This window comes from Acinetobacter colistiniresistens, from assembly GCF_000413935.1.
Taxonomy (GTDB): Bacteria; Pseudomonadota; Gammaproteobacteria; order Pseudomonadales; family Moraxellaceae; genus Acinetobacter; species Acinetobacter colistiniresistens.
This window is the reverse complement of record NZ_KE340380.1, coordinates 166076-185256: the sequence shown is the minus strand read 5'-3', so window position 1 is coordinate 185256 and position 19181 is coordinate 166076. Positions and strand designations below refer to the sequence as shown.

Sequence of the window (19181 nt, the reverse complement as noted above, 5' to 3'; positions counted from 1 at the left end):
CTAAGATTATTTGGCGGCTTTAACAAACTGCGTGGTATAAGCGGTTTTCCAATTGGTTTGAGCTTTGAGTAAACCTGAGCTCACCATAAAATCTCGGGTTGCTTTCCAACGTGCGTCTGTCATGACGCCAATGCCTTGGGTCTTGGCATCGCCACCATCAATCAGTTTTAATTTGCGCATTTGCCCGACTGCAAAAGTCAGTAGTTCATCATTCATATTCGGGTTTTCTTTTTTAATGATGCTATTGCCCAAACGTGGATCAGCTAAATAGTTTTTCCATCCTTCCATCGATGCTTGAACAAAACGACGCAGTACATCAGGTTTATTTTGAATGACATCATTGCGAGTCACTAAAATGCCGCCATAGGCTGGATAACCCGCATCAGCAAATAAAAAGAAATTACTCGAAGGTTCTGCTTTTTTCGCCTGAAAGACTTCTGAGGTAGCATAGGCTTGCTGGACTACATTTTTGCCTGCTAAGAATGGCTGCATATTGAAGGTATAAGGACGTGCCTGTGCGGCATCTAATTTATATTTGCCTTTTAACCAAGGCCACCAGCTTGCTTGTCCGCTGGTCGAGACTAGAATAGTTTTGCCTTTGAGATCGGCTAGAGACTTTACATCGCTGTGGGTTAGCACGCCTTGGGGATCAAACTGGAATGGTGCTGCAACGGCTTTGATGGGAAAGTTACTTTCAATGCCTTTTAAGACCTGTAGGTCATAATTAATAATAATATCGGCACGTTTTGATAATAATAAGGTCATGTTATTGACCTGTGGGCCACCAATTTTAATATCGACATCAAGCCCGTATTTTTTATAAATTCCTTGTGCCAGTGCTTGGTAATATCCTCCTTGTTCGGCTTGTGCAAACCAAGTGGTTTGTAAAACCAGTTTATCGGCTGCAAAACTAGTTGAGCTGAGCACTGTACCTAGCCCCAATAATGCGCCCGCGATAACAGTACGTCGCCCTTTGCCTACATAGTGCTGAATATTCATATTAAGACCCCTAAATCTGTATAGATTCATTTTGCTGTTCTTTTTAGGGGGTCAATCAATGTATAAGCTACACATTTCTCTCAAAACCAAATCAATTGGCTTTGTCCCCAAAAGAGGAACAGCAAACGCTGTAGAGCAATGTCCCGTATGTTTGCAACATACTGACCGCTTATACTCAATCATGATTTAGCAAGCTCTATGCCAAGATTGATTTGATCTTGTTTTTTATAGTAATTCTCTAGGTTGGATTTATTATTAGTTGTTTTTAGGTGAATCAACTACATTGAGTCTTTGGTTTTGTATGCAGTTTAATGGTGCGTTAAGTAAGTGGAGATGCACTCTCGGGGTGCTGACGTTTCAATAAATCTTTTGTGAAAGAATTATATTGAGTTAATTCATTGACTAAGGCAGTAATTAGCTTGATGCGCAAGCCTAATCATTTACCTCTTTTCCTGTATCATTCAAATCGTACCCTGAATATTTGCGACTACCTTATTCGTCCCAGACCAATTTTTGCGGGCAATTGAACATCCCTGTACTGAAATACCTTGGTAATTGATTGAGCAAAGCCAAGATCTCTTCTCTTGAAAACTCTTGCCCATAAGAAGCTCGCTCAACTGGGTACGGGACCTCAGCCCAGTATAGATTCTTGCTCGCATCGTACAGTATCTGAAAGCTTTCGTCAGCCTCATCGATCAAGCCAAGGTAATCATCTATGCCCAGCAAACACCAGAAATAATCATCCAACAAGTCAGTAAATGTCACTCGAACTTGCGCGTCAGGTTCTACCGTCCGCCCAATGGCGGGGTGCTGCTCGAAATGAGCATAGACGACAAAATTGTCCCATGTGGCGGTTGCTAAAGCATTGTTTTCTATACTCATTTCCATCATAGGCATCTTGTTCGTAAAAGGTTGTAATCCATCTTCCAGCGTCCAAACCGGAAAATCATCCTTTTTGCCATCGGTCGCTAGACACCAAGCCTGACAGCCCACATACAGCAGAGATTCACACCAATACAACTCAGGATCGATTCTATCGTCGAATATCCTCGGCCAGCGTAGTGATGCCTCGAACCAAGCCTGTCCCCGTGCAATCGCATAACAGGCGGCATAAAGCAGCGCATCGTCGCCAAAGGAGCCTCGTCTTGCACGCGATGCTATCAACAACTTCTCCAATCGCTCTGCCAAGCGTAGAGCAAAGGCAACAATCTCATCGGGATGTAGATTGCTGAGTGTGGACTTGAGTGGAAGCAGGCTCGCAGCATCATGCCCAGTAAACAGCGACAGACGATCTACCTTTGTCATCAATGCCCAAAACTGGGACTCTGGCATAAGGGAGGGCAAAGTGGTCATTGGTAGTTTATTCCATCAAAAAAGAGTAAAAATCGAAAATCTTCAGCGAGAACACTCTGTTATTCAATCAGTGATCACTGACGTCGGTGTGATAAATTGCTCATATGACAACATTCCTTCTGAAGGTCATTTAATTCTGTGACATCTTTAGACAGATTAAAGTCCACTATTGTTTGAATTTCAATATTTTCACAAGAAATTGCAGCGTTTCTCGTCATATTGACCTGTTTCACTTTATAAACTGGCACAAAAAGTGCTTCATTCTTTCTGTCAGAGTAGAAGCGTTCAGCATAGTCAGTTACATCGACTGTTATGCGGGTCATTGCTCAGAAATCAGCTCACTTTTTTATAAAGCTTTCTCTTATGGAAAAAGTGCGGCTCTTTTTTGAATGTGACCCCGTCTCTTTCAATCTATTTGATTGGGTCACGGTTTATCCAAAAGATGAGGTTGAAATATGAATAGCGCTAATATGACTCCAATCGCTGAACATGACTACAGCTTAGAAGAACTACAAAAAGAAGCGCGTATGGGAGCTTTGGGTCAAGAAACCTTTGAACGCGAAGTTCGAGTGATTGATTTATCTGACTTTCAACAACGCAAATATGAGATTGCGGAACAACTCTGGGCGGCTGCCACTGATATTGGTTTTTTTCAGGTCTCGCATCATGGTATTCCACTTGAGCAGATTCAAACTGCATTTGACATGACACAACAGTTTTTTGCTCTGCCTGAACCGGTCAAAGCACGCTACCCACTCCATCGAAATGCAGGTTGGGAAAGTAAGGCTCAGGTTCGTCCATCGACCAGTACCCCAGACCAGAAAGAATCCTACCAAATCACTCGTCCACGTATGGATGGGCTTTATCCAACTGAACAAGAGCTACCTGATTTTAAAAATACCATGCTTGAATTTGAACAGGCCTGTTGGCACGTTGGTATGAAAATACTCTCCTGTTTTGCTTATAAACTGGGTTTTGCTGATAACTTCTTTAGCCTTGCCCATGATCCTGAACAAGACAGTTATCAAAGCACTTTAAGAATGCTGCATTACTATGCCATTGATCCCGCTTTAAAAGATCAATTAGGTCTATGGCGTGCAGGCGCACATACAGATTTTGATTGTTTAACCTTATTATTCCAACGTAATGGTCAAGGTGGTCTGCAAGTCTGTCCAGGTAAAGATATGGAACAACAACAATGGACCAGTATCGAACCACGGGATGATGTGATCACCTGTAATATCGGCGATATGTTGATGCGTTGGAGTGATGATCAATTACCGTCTAATTTCCATCGTGTCAAAAATCCAGAAGCAGATGAGTATCAAGGAGCGCGTTATAGCCTCGCCTTCTTCTGCCAAGCCAATGAAGATGTGATGATTGAAAGCCCACAACAGAAATATCCAGCAATTACAGCGAAGGAATATTTAAAACAAAGAATTAGTGCAAATTTTAAAGGGAAATACTAATGATTTAGATAGGGTTGAAGTAATTTTCGAACCCTATCTAGTCGTTAATTCATTGTAGGCAGAGGCCGATTGTCTCTGTCTGCTATTAAAAAATTATCGATTTATTTTTCTCGTTTCTGATCTTTTTCTAGATCTATTCTTGGTTCTTTTAGCTACCACTTTTTGGGGAATAATAATTTTTCCCGTACCTAATCCTCGGAAAAAATAGTTACAAAGATAAATGAATAAAAAACCAAAATAGAAAAATGGAAATATCGTAATAGTGCTAATACATGCTTCCCAAAAAAGTACACCAATCCGATAATTATAACTTAACTGGATGAGTGCACCTCTACGGCTACCATCCTGAAAGGAAATTTCATCATGGAGAAAATGTAGGATACCGATTAAGAGGAATAAAAGAAATATACCTGAAACTATCATTTTTTTAATTAATGGTTTCTCCAGCCATGGATATTTCTTCGATGCTTTAAACTCGGCCTGAAAAAATTTACTATAAATTTTTTTCTGGAACTCCTTGTTCACACCCACTCTCTTAATGAATAAGAAGCATAAATAACCGCCAAAAACAGATGTTATAATCGTATAATAAACACTTGAAAGAATAGTAAAAAATGGCAGAGGACCTTTGGTTCCCACCGTAATCAACATCTGCTCTGTGATATAACGATAAACCTCATACTGCCACTGATTGCGAGGATGTGCTGGAAATAAAAATAAAGGTAAAACAAATACGATAATCAAAAAAGCAATCTTTACTTTCGCTTTTCTTTTTTCTTTAGCTTGTTGTTCAAGCGCCAAACGTCTTTGTTCTAATTTTTCTTGCTTCTTTTGCTTTGTATGCTGTTCAAGCAATTCTCTTGCTACATAACGTTTTGTTGACATAGAAAATCAATATTTATGTTTTATATAAAAATCTTAATTAGAAAATAATAAAGATACGCGAATATTCATAAGATCGAGAATTCTAAATTAAAATGAACAACCTTCCAACATTTTAAATGTATATATCTTCTTTTAATTAAATTTATACAGTCAGAGATTCACGATCTCTGACTGTACTAAAGCTTCAGTGATCCAGCGCGATTGAGATAAATGATGGACATCGCAATTACTGCCACCACCAATACGATCAACAACTAAAAAATCACTATCTGCTTCCAAAGTAATTAAAGGATGATGCCATACCCCTTGATGGTAGGTAATTCCCTGCTGCCCATTGCTGATAAAAGCTTGAATCCGTTGCTCATCAGGTCGCGCTTGATCAAAAGGCAACGCCACAACAACAATGAATTTCTGTTGCTGTAATGGAATAAAAGACTGTGAACCATAAGGATGTCGTTCTAACATCTCAATCTGAAATGGAATGGGAGTTGCAAAAAGATTATGAAAAATACTCATCCCTACGGCGACCTGATCGCCTGATATCTGTGCCAGAGATAAGGCGTGATAGCGTTCAGTGAGTCCCTGATTAATCGGAATAAAGTCTTTGTTGCTCTTTTCAATCACATCCCCAAAAGCAGCAAAACTGTCTTGAGTTAAGGGCCGAATTTCAATATTTTTTTCATGCATAGGTTGATTCTCTTCAATTTCTTATTGGCCCCATTGGGTCACAATGAGGCTATTCACTCATGAGAAATTATTTAAGCGCTTTCCCCCATAAACGAATCCGACTAATCCCGCCATCAGGAATCATATTGACGCGGATATAATTCACTTTTTGATGTTGAAGCACTTCTGCAACATATTCATGAATATTGTCCATGGTCAAAGGCTGCTGTTCCAATACAAAAGGCCAGAACATACTCTGCGGAATAAGTTGCGCATCGGTGGCATCTTCAACATAAGCGGCTTGAATCGAACAAAACGCAGGAAAATTTCCTTTAAAATACGCGGTATCGACGTCAATTTTTTCAATCTGCCCTGTTTGTCCCAAGGCAATAATGCACCAGTCAAAACCAGGAGCACGGCGACGTTTGGTCTCCCAACCATCGCCCATATTTAAACCACGATCAGGGCTGAGTAAATTATTCGGATGGCCAAAATGCGCATCGCTAAAGGCCACAATACGCCCACCATTTTTTAAACCAATCAAATCCATCTGCTGGGTTGTATCGACATTTTCGAGCAGCACACGGCCATAGACTCTTAAACGCGCAATACCGCCATCAGGGAAAATATTGATTCGAATATGGGTAATTTTCTGAGCAGCACAGTCGAAAAAATGATGCTGATCCGGAGATAAAACCGAATTTTCTAATAACGTCGTCCAAGTGATTCCTTCCAATTGATTATCTGGTGCATAGCAGCCCTCAATTGAAGCAGAGGCTGGATAATTGCCTGTAAAGAATGAGGTATCAATATCAAATCCAGATACAGTCCCTGTTGCGCCTAAACGAACAATACACCAATCATAACCAGACTCACGTTTACGTCGCGTTTCCCACCCATCCATCCATTTGCCATTGTCATCATATTTTCCTTCAATGAATTGAGCGGGTGTGCTTTGCAACATTCTTGCCGCTTCTGCAAAAAATTCATCAGAACAACTGACGATACTTGCACCAATTCTGGCATCAGCAAGATTGGTGAACGCCTGCAAATGGGTCGGTAAAGCTACGGTTTTAGCAACATGCACTGTCATTGATCATTCCTGAAGGTTTCATTTCTATTCTATTATGCAAGATCCAGTCCAACTGGTCTGACCTGTCATTAAAAATATAGCTATTTTTATGCAACAGCGCCAACAAAAATATAAATTTTGTGTAGAATCAAACTGTTTATTTTGATATTTAAGGTGTGTTGCTGATGAGTCCACAGGCGATGCTTAATGGAAAATCATCTCAGGTGACTGAGCAAGCGGTGGAAGTGATTCATCAACGCATTCAACAAAATACGTATGCAGTCGGTTCTGCCTTACCCTCGCAACGTGATCTTGCACTCCAGTTGGGAATCAGTCGCGCTTCTTTACGTGAGGCATTAACCCGCCTTGCCGCTTTAGGCTTATTGGAAATCAAGGCGGGTAAAGGGGTTTATGTGATTTCACAGCATAGCCAAGCCGCAGAACAATGGGATGGCGAACACCGTGTTTCGCTTAAAGATTTCTATCAATTACGTTATGTATTGGAAGGTTTCTGTGCCCTGCTTGCATGTGAATATTTAACCGAACAGGATAAGTCGACCCTCCAACAACACTACCAGTCACTTGCCAGTGCAATCAAAGAACAAAACTGGCAGGCAGCCTCTGAATTTGATTATGCTTTTCATCAGCACATTATTGAACTTAGCCATAATCAATCAATTATTCAAACACTTAAAATGCATACTGAATGGATTAAAAAAAGTCAGATCCTGCCTTTTGTTCAACCTAATCTGGCATTTAAAACTATTCAAGAACATGAGTTAATTCTGCAAGCCTTATTTAATCAGGATGCAGCTGCGGCTGAAAAAGCCATGCAAGCGCATATTATTGGTGCTGCACAACGTGCAGGGGTGTACTTTTCTCGACATAACAGCTCAATCTAAGCACGAAAATTAAATCTGCACCACTTTGCCCCATGCTTTGAACCATATCCATGCAGCCTTTCTATTTTTGCTTTTTAATAAAGCAAATTATCTGGTATGACCAGTAAAACCAGTTACTAAAATTGGCACACTTCTCGCTTAGAACTGTTTAGAAACTTATTTATATTTTAGGGTCTGAACGATGAATATTGCGATTGTAGGTGCAGGTATGGGCGGTTTGACTGCTGGTATCGCTTTAAAAAAATTTGGTCATCAGGTCACGATCTATGAACAAGCTGCCGAAATCTTACCCGTCGGCGCCGCTATTTCACTGTGGTCAAATGGGGTGAAGTGCCTCAACTATCTGGGCTTAACCGATCAAATTCAGGCGCTTGGTGGGCAAATGGAATCTTTGGCCTATGTGGATGGACTGAGCCAACAAACCATGACTCAATTTAGCTTATCACCTTTATATAAAGAAGTCGGGCAACGTGCCTACCCTGTCGCCCGAGCTGATCTACAACAATTATTAATGCAACAATTTGGTCTGGCAGATATCAAACTGGGCATGAAAATGACCGAGATTGAAAGCCATCAAGATGATGTCACCCTTCATTTTCAGGATGGCTCACAAATTACAGCCGATTTACTGATTGGTGCAGATGGCACACATTCGCTCACCCGAAAATTTGTCCTCGGTTATCAGGTTGAACGTCGCTATGCAGGTTATGTGAATTGGAATGGTTTAATTGATATAGATGAAGCGATTGCACCTGCCATGCAATGGACGACGTATATCGGTGAAGGTAAGCGTGTTTCACTAATGCCAGTTGCCCAAAATCGTTTCTATTTTTTCTTTGATGTACCGCTAGCGGCTGGATTGGAAAATCAGCGTGAACAGTATAAGCAAGACCTGAAATCCTATTTCAGCGGTTGGTGTGAACCTGTACAAAAACTGATTGAAGGTTTAGATGCGCAAAAAACCAATCGTGTCGAAATTCATGACATTGAACCGTTTATGGATTTTTATAAAGGGCGTGTGGTGCTACTCGGTGATGCAGCGCATAGCACCACCCCAGATATCGGACAAGGCGGCTGCCAAGCCATGGAGGATGCGATTTATCTCGCTCGTGCCTTACAAATAAATACCTTTGGTTTAGAGGATGCATTGGCGCGTTATCAAAACAAGCGCAATGATCGTACTAAAGAAATGGTGCTCCGAGCCCGTAAGCGTTGTGATGTCACCCATATGAAAGATCCACAAGTGACTGAAGAATGGTATCAATCGCTGTACCAAGAACAAGGCTCACATATCATGCAAGGGATTATCAGTAATATTATTGGCAATCCACTCGATTAAATTAAAAAAGGGGCGCTTATCAGCCCCTTCCTTCATTTTAAATCAATAACGATTTCTTAAGCCGCCAATAAGGCTTTTGCTGCGGCACGATGTTTTGCTTTCAGTTCTTCTAAATCAAGCCCTTGAATCTCGCCATGTTTGACTTGCCACTGGCCTGCGACCATCACATGTTCCGCTTTATCGGCACCACACAAGAGTAAGGCTGCAATCGGGTCATGACTGCCTGAGAATTTCAATTCATCGAGTTTATAACAGGCCAAATCGGCTTGAAAGTCAGGTGCAAATTGTCCTAAATGCTGTCCACGCCCTAATAGCTGCGCCGAACCATGGGTTCCCCAGTGCAAGGCCAACTCAGGAGTAATCCGTTCAGCACAGTATTTTAAACGCTGTAAATACATGGCCTGACGAACCTCCAGAATTAAATTTGAAGCATCTCCAGACGCAGAACCATCAACCCCCAAACCCACCTTTGCACCTGCCTGCATTAAATCGAGGGTCGGACAAATCCCTGAAGCGAGGCGCATATTGGAATGGGGACAATGACAAATCCCTACACCCGCCTGCCCTAAACGCTGAATTTCATCTGCATTAAAATGAATACCATGTGCCAACCAAGTCCGTTCATTTAGCCAACCCACGTGTTCTAAATAATCCACCGTACGCATGCCAAACTTTTCCAGACAGAAGCTTTCCTCATCCAAAGTTTCCGCAAGGTGTGTATGCAATCGAACATCCAGTGTCTGGGCAAGTTGCGCGCTTTCTCGCATAATCTCCTGTGTCACCGAAAAAGGAGAACACGGTGCCAAGGCAATATTGACCATGCCGTTATCTCCGCGTTGATGATAGCTCTGCACCAAGCGTTCACTGTCCCTTAAAATGACCTCCATACTTTGTACGGTATGCTGTGGCGGTAAACCACCCTGTTCTTGTCCAAGACTCATCGAACCGCGGGTTAACATCACCCGCATTCCCAATTGCTGCGCGGCATTGACTTGAATATCAATTGCATCGGTCAATTGTTGCGGGAATAAATAATGATGATCCGCAGCAAAGGTACAGCCCGATAACAACAACTCGGCCAAAGCCACTTGAGTCGCGACATGTAACTGCTCTGGATTTAGACGTGCCCATACTGGATACAGATTAACCAACCATGGAAATAAAGGGAGATTAACCACAGGTGCCCAAGCTCGAGTCAAGGTTTGATAAAAATGATGGTGGCTATTTACCAAGCCAGGAATCACCACCACGTCTTTGGCATCGAATATCTCATCACAGGGCTGACTGGGTTGCTGATCCTTTGCCAAAACCTCAATGATTTTATTATTTTCAATCACCAAGCCATTACTCGCATCGAGTTGATTCGCGGTATAAATTGCGAGTGGTTGTTTAATCCAGATTCTTGAACGGCTATTTAAGCTGGCCATCATAGTCATTACCTCGTCCTTTAAAATTTGTAGCTCAGTGCAAAACGGTTTTGTAAAAAATTCTTGTCATAGCGCGGAGAAGTCTGAATCCCTGCAAAATTACTGACACTAAAACCTTTCAAAGCACCCGTGAAGTTATAAATGCCAAACAGCATGTATTCAGATTGATTTCGACTGGCGACATTCTCTGCCTCTTTTAAATCCATAAATGAATAACGTGCCCCTGCAATCACTTGATCTGTCAGTTTGCCCTCCAAAGACAGCATCAAGGCATTGCCCGCACCTAAATCTTGGGTACTGGTAAAAAATGGTTGTGCGAAGATTTCACCAGACGATGTCTGACTGGCATAAGGCATAAGCAGCGCACCATTTAAATAGCTCTTTTGATCGGGCTTAATATAGTTATAGGCCAGCTTCAAACTGGCAGCGGGTAACACTTTAAACGCAGCTTGTACACCCCAAACCTGACTATTGATCTCGCCTGCAAGTGCCTTGCCCTGATCCTTGCCAGACATATATTGCAATGACAACTCAGGGGCATAATTCAATTTTGGAAATGCCAGATCCGCTTGGGTATAGATCAAACGGAGATAATCATCATAATCCTGATACCACAGTTGGGTTTTTAGGGTCTTATCATCCGCTAGTGCAAAGCGTTTCCCAGCACCAAAAGACCAGACCCCATCGGTTTGCAATGTTGAATTTTGACGTGAGCTTTTGGTGAACTCATCTTCTGCATAACTTTTATATTTATTTACTTTGGTCAAGCGCAGGAAATCATTGTTATTCCCAATCTGCACATCCGCAGCTTGATATAAGAACATCAAGACACGGCGATCCGCATAATCCCCCATAAAAGGTAAATTGAGACGCTGATTACCGATGGTCATCCGAGCCATATCATTTTTCCATGTCAGATAAGCTTCTGCTAAACCATCACGATCTTCCTTAAGTTCATCAACTTCAGCTTTATTATCTTTCTTATCTAAACGACGCTGAATATCATAGCCAATTCCTGCCTGCACCCCATAAAAAGGCGCTGTTTCATATTTGATATAGCCGCCAATCACCGCGGTATCTTGATTTAAATTATTCACAAAATAACCATTATTGAGTGAATAATACGTAGACTTGACCACGCCATGCACACTACCACAGGCGAATACAGCAGAAATCGATTCAATTGAATTGTCCTGACGCTGACAATCTTGTTGCAGATTAAATAAAGCATTTAAGCTGGTATCAGCAGCCCATGCAGGTAGCGTTGTCCCCATAGCGACTGCGAAAGCAATCGATGTTAAGCGAATTTTTTGCATAGTTGTCCCCTAGATCTTTGATCTAAAAATTGATTTAAAACATTTAAAACCGACCTGCTAATGCTTTAAAAATCTTGCTTTGCACTTTTTAAAGCCAAAACGCCCCCAGACCTATTCAAAATTGAATAAGTGACGTTTAACGATGTGCAGGTAAAAAGCAGGATTCAGTTTGAATTTTCAAGCCTGAATCCGTGATGATTAATGTCCTGAATTTAAGGGCAAGCTTGCCACTTCAACTGATTTTTTAGTGAATGGAAGATGATTGAAAATAATATTCAGTAGAATTGCAGTGATACAGGTCGAACTGATCCCAGAGTGTAATAACATCTGCACAGAAACAGGAAATTGTGCGTAAAACTCATGGTTTACAATCGGAATCATGCCGATCGCCAATGAGGTCGCGACAATAATCAGGTTCTTGTTCTCGTTATAATCCACTTTCGCTAAAGTGCGAATTCCGCTGGCTGCAACCGTTCCAAACAGGACAATCCCCGCTCCACCTAATACCGGCATCGGAATCGATGCGACTAACCGTCCCACAATCGGCAGTAAACCTAAAACAATCAGAATTCCGCCTGCAGTTGCCACCACAAATCGGCTTTTAATTCCAGTAATCGCCACTAGTCCAACATTCTGTGCGAATGCCGTTTGCATAAATGAGCCGAAGATCGGTGAGATTGCACTCGATAGCATGTCTGCACGTAAACCATCCCCAATACGTTTAGAATCGACTTTGCTGCCCACGATTTCACCAATCGCGATAATATCTGCGGTGGTTTCCGTCATCACCACCAATGTCACAATCACCATGGAAAGAATGGCAGAAAACTCAAAGACAGGAGAACCAAAGTGGAAAAAGCTCGGCAAAGCAAAAATAGAACCTGAACCGACATTGGAAAAATCAGTGAATCCTGCAAAATAAGCCAGTACGGTTCCCAACACAATGGCAATCAAAATTGCAAGCCGACGCAAGATTTGACTGCGTAACATACTAAAAATAATCACAATCGCTAAGGTCATCAATGCCAAACCGACATTGGCTGGATCTCCCCAGTTTTCAGCTTTGGGATTGCCGCCCATAATCCAGCGGATTGCCACAGGCGTCAGCGAAATACCGATCATGGTAATCACACAACCAGTCACTACCGGTGGGAAAAAACGGATGATTTTTGCGAAAAACGGTGTGAGCAACAGGCCAATAATCGAAGCCACAATCACGGCACCAAACGCCGATGCCAAACCACCACCTGTGGTTACAATAGCGAGAATGGTGGCGACACCTGCGAAAGAGACGCCCTGAACAATCGGCAATTTTGCGCCGAAATGCTTGAAACCAACAGTTTGCAAAACGGTGGCAATTCCCCCTACAAATAATGCAGCCGCCACCAATAGTCCAATTTCAGAGGCTTGCAAGCCCGCCGCAGCGCCAATAATGAGCGGCGGTGCAATGATGCCGCCATACATGGTCAAGACATGCTGCAAACCATAAATGAGGTTTTTGTTCATGCCTAAATATTGATGTTCTGCTGATCCGTGAGCCTCACGGTCTAGGTTGTCTTGCTGCATGGGTTAATTCCTCAAATTAAATTCATGATGTCCACATTGCTTGAGTTGGTTTAGCTGCCACGATAGGTTGAATATGAAAACGGACTGATTAATAACGGCACGTGATAGTGCTGTTGAATATCCATGACCTTAAAATCAATCCACACACGTGGATAAAAAGTTTCGGTATTTAAAGCTTGAAAATAAGCGGCAACTTCAAAAATTAATTGGTAATTGCCTTGCACAAATATCTCGATGTTGAATGTTTTAATACGGCCATCTGCATCAGTAAATTGTTGATCCAATAAGATGTAATCCTGATCCACTTGCTGCAGTAACTTCACCAAAACCTTTTGCGCAGGCTGACCCAGTGATGCATTTAAAATATGTGTACTGATACCCGCCATTATTGAATCTCCTGATTTAAACGAAGCAGTGCAATTTCCCCCAATTGCTGCTTCACTTCGGCCTGTTCTTGTTTTGCTGTGTTTTTGAGTCGGCGTTGCAGCTCAGACAATATCTGCTGCCCAGAACGACCTGCCGCACGAATCAGATAAATATGCCCAAATTTGTGCTCATAATCTAAATTGCCCTGATAAAGTGCCAGTTGCAGTACTGCATCGGTTTGGATCTGCCCTTGTTCTTGCTGAGAAAATTGCTGTTCTTTTTCAGACAGCACTGCTGCCGCTTTTTTTTCGCCAATCCGTGGATGTTGCGCCAAGGCCGCAGAAATTTCAGGCCATTGCCACGTTTGAGCATGTGCCAGCGCAGTTTGATAAAGCTGTGCTTTAGAGCTATAAGGACGTTGCTGTAGCAGTTCAGAAATCCAAGTTGGAATGTGCACACAGCCTTGCAAAACCCGTTGGGCCGCATCTGAATCTAGCTGATTGAATGTTTCGAGTTGCATCGCTGCTCCAATTTAATGCATTGTCTGACTGGTCTGACCAGATATCATAAATGAAGCAATGAATATGCCAACTCTACTTACCCACACGCAATATCGACTTTCTGACTGTAATGTACGAATGATTTAAACTAGAAAATACAGCATCTAATTATTTATTTTTATTTAAAATAATATTTAAAAATAGAACCTTATATTTAAATTAAAACTATTTGACTATCAAAATATCCTCTGCTAATTTTTTAAATGCTCAAACGATCTTATATATTTAGAGCACTTACAGAATAATTTAAGATCAAATAAAAACCAAAAATCATGATTTATTCTAATAATCAAAAGAGAAAATAATATGTGTACCGAATTTATTCTACCTCAAGCAACAGGCTATCGTATTTCTGGGCGTACCATGGATTTTGCCGCTACCTTTACTTGGCAACTGGCTGCAATTCCATTGGCAACACCCTTAAAAGCAATTGATACTTTAAGCCCAAATGCACCTGCCTATCACTGGACAACAAAATATGGGTTTATGGGAATTGGAATTAAACTCCCATTAAACCTGTTTGACACCAAACTATGCGATGCCATGAACACAGACGGATTTTCAGCAGCAGCATTATGGCTACCACCCTCCCGTTATCCTAAAAAAGCTGATGCACCACACAATGCCAAATTGATTTCCGCGTTGGATATTTGTGGCTGGGCGGCTTCTAACTACAATTCAGTTGAAACACTAAAACAGGATTTATACGCCATTCAGCAAGGACAGCCAACTTCTCTTGGAGAAGTCTTATATTTTTGGGATCCGCTACAGTTTTCTGAACATAGCGAGTTTAATCACACGGATGAGCTCAAAAATTTAATCCCAATTCATTTCCAGTTTCACGATAAAACTGGGGCGAGTCTGGTACTTGAATTTCGTGATGGGCAATTGTCGATTACTGACAATACCGATATTGGGGTCATGACCAATACCCCATTTATTGAATGGCATCGTACCAACCTAGAAAATTATCTGGGCGTTACCAATGTTGAAACGAACAGCCAGACCATCATTGGTCTCAATGTGAATAAAGCAGGTAATGGTGGGGGTTCAATCGGGCTCTCTTCTTCTGCACTGCCTTCTGATCGATTCTTACGTACAGCCTTCACGCTGAATTACTCTATTCCTTGGTTAAACCAAACACAACGCCCAACTAACACTGCCGCGATCGCAATGTGATGAATGTGATTAAAGGTATCTATGTCACACGCGAACAATGTATTGACCAAAGTGGCAATATCAAGGGTGACTATACTCAATGGGAAATCGTTCGTGATCACAGCAATCAGGTTTTCTATATCGCAACAACCGCAAGCTTAGGTTTCTGGCAAGTTAATTTTTCAGATTATCAACTGGGACAAAATGCTCAACCACAATTTGCGGTGATTTCTGATGCTGTACAGATGCCTGTTTTAACTGCAGCAACTTAAAACTAAATCAATGAAAAACGGCAATCACTGCGATTGCCGTTTTGTTTATTTCAATTTCAGCTTAATTCAAACCATATGCAATTACATAGTCGCCATGATCAGGCGACTGACGTGCACCACCCGCAGTAATCAGCACATACTGTTTACCGTTTTTCGGAGAAACATAGCTGATCGGTGTACCTTGGCTACCCACAGGTAAACGCGCTTTCCATAACTCTTTGCCCGAAGATGAATCCAATGCACGCAAGTAATAATCTTGAGTCGCTGCAAAGAAGACTAAACCACCTTGAGTTGCCATTGGACCACCAATCGTTGGCATGCCAATTGGAACAGGTAAACCCATTTTGATTCCCATTGGGCCAGTATCCTGCACGGTTCCCATAGGTACTTGCCACGCCACCTGACGAGTTTTCATGTCCACTGCCGTCATGGTGCCATATGGCGGTTTTTGGCAAGGGATCATCAATTTCGACCAGAAACGATCTTTATTGACTTTGTACGGTGTTCCTTTCATTGGCACCGCACCCATACCCGTATTGACTTTTTCACCACCATTGGCCTGAACAGCCAGATCTTCTGGGGTTTGTTCAATCAACTGAATCCATAGGCCTAAGCGCATGTCATTGACGAACATATACTGATGGCTTGGATCGAAGGCAATGCTGCCCCAGTTCATCCCGCCCAAAGAACCTGGAAAGCTCAATGACTTATCGGTACCTGGTGCAGTAAATAAGCCTTCATAACGCATTGATTTGAAGTTGATACGGCACATCAGCTGGTCAAATGGTGTTGCACCCCACATATCCGATTCAGTTATGGTCTGGTTACCAATTTGTGGCATTTCTACCGAACGTGGTTGAGTTGGGCTGTATTGCTCTCCTTTGATATCGGCAGGTTTCACTGGCTGCTCAATCACTTTGGTGAGTGGTTGGCCTGTGACACGATCCAAGACAAAGAACTGACCTGATTTGGTGCCAATCACTACGGCGGGTTGATTGCTGCCATCTTGCATTGGGAAATCTACCAAGCTGGGTTGCATTGGCAAATCAAAATCCCATAAATCATTATGAACGGTCTGATAGACCCACTTTTCCTTACCTGTAGTTGCATCCAAAGCCAGAACAGAAGAATTATATTTATGGTCTAAAGGTTGACGATTACCGCCCCATACATCCACAGATGAGCTACCCATTGGCAAGAATACCGTGTTCATTTGTGGATCATAAGACATCGCCGCCCAAGAATTGGCTGAACTGCGTTTATAGGTTTCGCCTTCTTTTAACACATGGTTTGGATCTGGATTACGAGGATCAAAGGCCCAACGTAATTCACCTGTAATGACATCGTATGCACGAATCACCCCACCTGGCATATCGGCAGCAAAGTTATCGGCAATCCGACTCCCTACTACAATCACTGTCCCCGCAATGGTTGGTGCAGATGTCACCTCAAAACGTGGAGCAGTTGTACCCTCACCTAGACCTTTCAGAAGATCTACTGTTCCCTCTACACCAAAGTCTTTACAACGCTCACCTGTATCTGCATTGACTGCAATCAGGCGACCATCTGGTGTATTGGTATAAACACGGCGTAGACATGAGCTGTTGTTTGCGACAGCTTGAACAGGCGTCGCACCAGCCAAAGTCGGCTGAACCAGCGCTTGGGTTGAGTCAAAATAAGCAACACCGCGGCAACGTTCCCATGCATCCGACTTGGAATTGACTTCCGCTTTCCAGAGTTGTTTGCCTGAGTCTGCTTCCAAGGCAAAAATATTGTTATGCGGCGTACATAGATAAATCTTATTACCCACCTGTAACGGAGTCATTTGATCTTCTGCACCATTTCCCGAGCCTGTGGTGAAATCACCCGTACGGAAACGCCAGACCTCTTTCAACTGATGCACATTGTCTCGTGTGATCTGATCCAATGCAGCAAAACGACTACCACCTGCATCTTGACCATAGTGCTGCCAGTTGGTCAGTTTCATATCAGTTTTTACAGGAACCAAAGGCAAGGCCTGTCCAGAGGCCGCAACCGTTGGATGTGGTTGGAACATCTGATAAAAACCTATCACCATGCCGATAACCGTCAATATCCCAAGAACATAAGCAGGAAGATCTGCACTCGGTTGATATTGATAACGGCGAATGGCAGGTAAAGTAAACATCAGCGCGGCAAATAAGCCTGCTGGGAACATCAGTCTTGAAAATAGAGGCCAGAACTCCCAACCTGCATCAATCAATGACCAGATGATCGTTCCTGCAAAAACTAAACTGAATAGCCAGACACCCAGTGCTTTTTTCTTAAAAATAAAAACAGCAGAGATCAGCGTGAATACACCCGAGATCACGAAATACCATGATCCACCCAGCATCGCGAGTTGAAACCCACAGACTGTAAAAAACAGGCCTGTGAGCAACAAAACTAGCGCCAAAATAAAGCACCATATCTTCAGTATGGTATGTGAGTTTGAAGATTCAGACATCTGTCATACTCCTGTATTAGAAATTCACGCGCATGCTCAAGCCTGCAACCCATGCATCATCCACTTCTTTAACACCCGCTGGTTGATGGATATATTGTAGGTTCGGTCTTAACATGACCGCAGGTGACCACTGATAGGTGTAATTCAGTTCAACATTGAGCTCATCACGCTGAACGGGTACATAATCTGCAGCAAGCGCATCGTATTGCTGATAACCGCGAGTTTCATTGAGTGCAATTTGACGATCTTTATAACGATCATTGACGAGATAATTGGCAATACCAAAGCCAATCGAATCATTTGGACGGCCATCAAAAGGGCCTTTGTACCAGAGGGCTAATTGCTGCGTACTTTGAACAGCTGTCGTGGCTTTATCATTAATCACCGCATTAAAGCTGACATATAAGCCACGTTTCGGATCATTGCCTGTTTGACTCAGTTGTTGTTGTGCATTCAACCAAAAACTATGCTTGCCATCATGTATTTTGCCGACCGTGGCAATATCATTGGCTTCGGCTGTTGAATACAATGCACCGATTTTATATTCGCTGGATAAGCCATTAAAGGCAGCAAGTTTTGGTCGCCATGCCAGTTCGACAGGAATAGTTGCCCCTTTGACATGGTCCATATCCAGATTAAACCCATCACGATTGCGATCAGTTTTAATATTATCTGGATTAACTTCGTAGACACCGACACCTAACGTCCATTCAGGTGCAAATTGATATTTAACATTGGCACCCCATAATCCAACAGGCAAGTTATACCAAATTGAACCAATCGACTTCCCAAGCTGACCACCACACAGTAACAGGTTCTGAAATTCGCATTGCGAGCCATTAAAATCTTCAGACATGCCCATACGGCCAATCTTGAACTGCACCGTATTATCAACGAAGCCCTTTTTCACCCACGCCTGACTCAGACGCCAGATTTTGCCACGACCATAGATTTCCTGTGAATTGCCGAGTGCACTAGAACGCGGATCTTTAATTCGATCCAAGGTTAAGGCATTACCATCACGTTTGGTGATTAAAAGGCTGGCACTGGTATCTTTCCAGCCCGCAATTTTCTCTAAATCGAAATTGGCGCCTAGCGACAGTTGTGCAGCATTTTTAAAGGCATTGTCATCGTTATAACCTCCATCCAAGTTTGTGGCACTTTGACTCATGATTGAGGCTGTAAATTTATAGCCTTCTTTTTCCAGTTGCTGACGCTGACCATTCCAATCACCGAGTAACCATTGACGCTCTGGTGACCACGGCTGATCCGCAAAACTAGATTGACCAGCACATACAGCAACTGGCAGACAGCTCAGTTTGAGCAATAATGCATTCGACTTCATA

15 protein-coding genes and 1 pseudogene are annotated in these 19181 nt (G+C 42.5%); 4 read left to right on the top strand and 12 right to left on the bottom strand.

What is annotated here, in order from left to right; all coding sequences use genetic code 11:
* Positions 1 to 6: 6 nt before the first annotated feature.
* Positions 7 to 999 (bottom strand): ABC transporter substrate-binding protein, encoded by a 993-nt coding sequence (locus F907_RS09275; RefSeq protein ID WP_016652157.1) that lies wholly within the window; start codon positions 997 to 999, stop codon positions 7 to 9.
* Between the two features lie 492 nt (positions 1000 to 1491).
* Positions 1492 to 2331: a DUF4240 domain-containing protein gene (locus F907_RS09280; protein ID WP_228129558.1), complete on the bottom strand. Its 840-nt coding sequence runs from the start codon at positions 2329 to 2331 to the stop codon at positions 1492 to 1494.
* Between the two features lie 476 nt (positions 2332 to 2807).
* Between F907_RS09280 and F907_RS09290 the strand changes: the two genes are divergently transcribed.
* Positions 2808 to 3821, top strand: coding sequence for an isopenicillin N synthase family dioxygenase (locus F907_RS09290; RefSeq protein ID WP_016652154.1), 1014 nt, complete (start codon positions 2808 to 2810; stop codon positions 3819 to 3821).
* A 93-nt stretch (positions 3822 to 3914) separates the two neighbouring features.
* On the opposite strand, the gene F907_RS09295 is transcribed toward F907_RS09290, so the two are convergent.
* The 3 genes from F907_RS09295 to alc all read right to left on the bottom strand — a co-directional run bounded on the left by F907_RS09295 (position 3915) and on the right by alc (position 6465).
* Positions 3915 to 4706 (bottom strand): hypothetical protein, encoded by a 792-nt coding sequence (locus F907_RS09295; RefSeq protein WP_016652153.1) that lies wholly within the window; start codon positions 4704 to 4706, stop codon positions 3915 to 3917.
* Positions 4707 to 4856: 150 nt separating this feature from the next.
* A complete protein-coding gene (locus F907_RS09300; protein WP_016652152.1) occupies positions 4857 to 5393 on the bottom strand; it encodes an ureidoglycolate lyase in 537 nt (178 codons plus the stop codon).
* 67 nt (positions 5394 to 5460) lie between these two features.
* Positions 5461 to 6465 (bottom strand): allantoicase, encoded by a 1005-nt coding sequence (gene alc, locus F907_RS09305; RefSeq protein WP_016652151.1) that lies wholly within the window; start codon positions 6463 to 6465, stop codon positions 5461 to 5463.
* 164 nt (positions 6466 to 6629) lie between these two features.
* On the opposite strand from alc, the gene F907_RS09310 reads away from it, so the two are divergent.
* Both F907_RS09310 and hpxO read left to right on the top strand, forming a co-directional pair.
* Entirely contained in the window at positions 6630 to 7346 is a 717-nt protein-coding gene (locus F907_RS09310) for a FadR/GntR family transcriptional regulator (protein ID WP_016652150.1), read from the top strand.
* Between the two features lie 181 nt (positions 7347 to 7527).
* On the top strand, positions 7528 to 8685 hold the full coding sequence (hpxO, locus tag F907_RS09315; protein WP_016652149.1) for an FAD-dependent urate hydroxylase HpxO: 1158 nt from the start codon (positions 7528 to 7530) through the stop codon (positions 8683 to 8685).
* Positions 8686 to 8741: 56 nt separating this feature from the next.
* Here the strand turns inward: hpxO and F907_RS09320 are convergent, their stop codons facing one another.
* From F907_RS09320 to uraD, 5 genes are all read right to left on the bottom strand, one after another.
* Positions 8742 to 10115, bottom strand: a complete 1374-nt coding sequence (locus tag F907_RS09320; RefSeq protein WP_016652148.1) for an 8-oxoguanine deaminase — start codon at positions 10113 to 10115, stop codon at positions 8742 to 8744.
* 17 nt (positions 10116 to 10132) lie between these two features.
* A complete protein-coding gene (locus F907_RS09325; RefSeq protein ID WP_016652147.1) occupies positions 10133 to 11428 on the bottom strand; it encodes an OprD family outer membrane porin in 1296 nt (431 codons plus the stop codon).
* 198 nt (positions 11429 to 11626) lie between these two features.
* The gene (locus tag F907_RS09330; protein WP_016652146.1) at positions 11627 to 12994 is read right to left on the bottom strand and encodes a nucleobase:cation symporter-2 family protein; all 1368 of its coding nucleotides are present in this window, start codon (positions 12992 to 12994) and stop codon (positions 11627 to 11629) included.
* A 50-nt stretch (positions 12995 to 13044) separates the two neighbouring features.
* A complete protein-coding gene (gene uraH, locus F907_RS09335; protein ID WP_016652145.1) occupies positions 13045 to 13380 on the bottom strand; it encodes a hydroxyisourate hydrolase in 336 nt (111 codons plus the stop codon).
* Positions 13380 to 13880, bottom strand: a complete 501-nt coding sequence (gene uraD / locus F907_RS09340; protein WP_016652144.1) for a 2-oxo-4-hydroxy-4-carboxy-5-ureidoimidazoline decarboxylase — start codon at positions 13878 to 13880, stop codon at positions 13380 to 13382. Before uraD ends, uraH begins: the two co-directional genes overlap by 1 nt.
* A 346-nt stretch (positions 13881 to 14226) precedes the next feature.
* Here uraD and F907_RS0118015 point away from each other — a divergent pair.
* A pseudogene (locus F907_RS0118015) lies at positions 14227 to 15350 on the top strand (linear amide C-N hydrolase).
* 61 nt (positions 15351 to 15411) lie between these two features.
* Here F907_RS0118015 and F907_RS09345 read toward each other — a convergent pair.
* Together F907_RS09345 and F907_RS09350 are read right to left on the bottom strand one after the other, a co-directional pair.
* Positions 15412 to 17835 carry a glucose/quinate/shikimate family membrane-bound PQQ-dependent dehydrogenase gene (locus F907_RS09345; protein WP_016652141.1) on the bottom strand — a complete coding sequence of 808 codons (2424 nt, stop codon included), beginning with the start codon at positions 17833 to 17835 and terminating at the stop codon, positions 15412 to 15414.
* Positions 17836 to 17851: 16 nt separating this feature from the next.
* Complete coding sequence (locus F907_RS09350) at positions 17852 to 19180, bottom strand: carbohydrate porin (protein WP_016652140.1); 1329 nt, start codon at positions 19178 to 19180, stop codon at positions 17852 to 17854.
* Between the last annotated feature and the right edge of the window lies 1 nt (position 19181).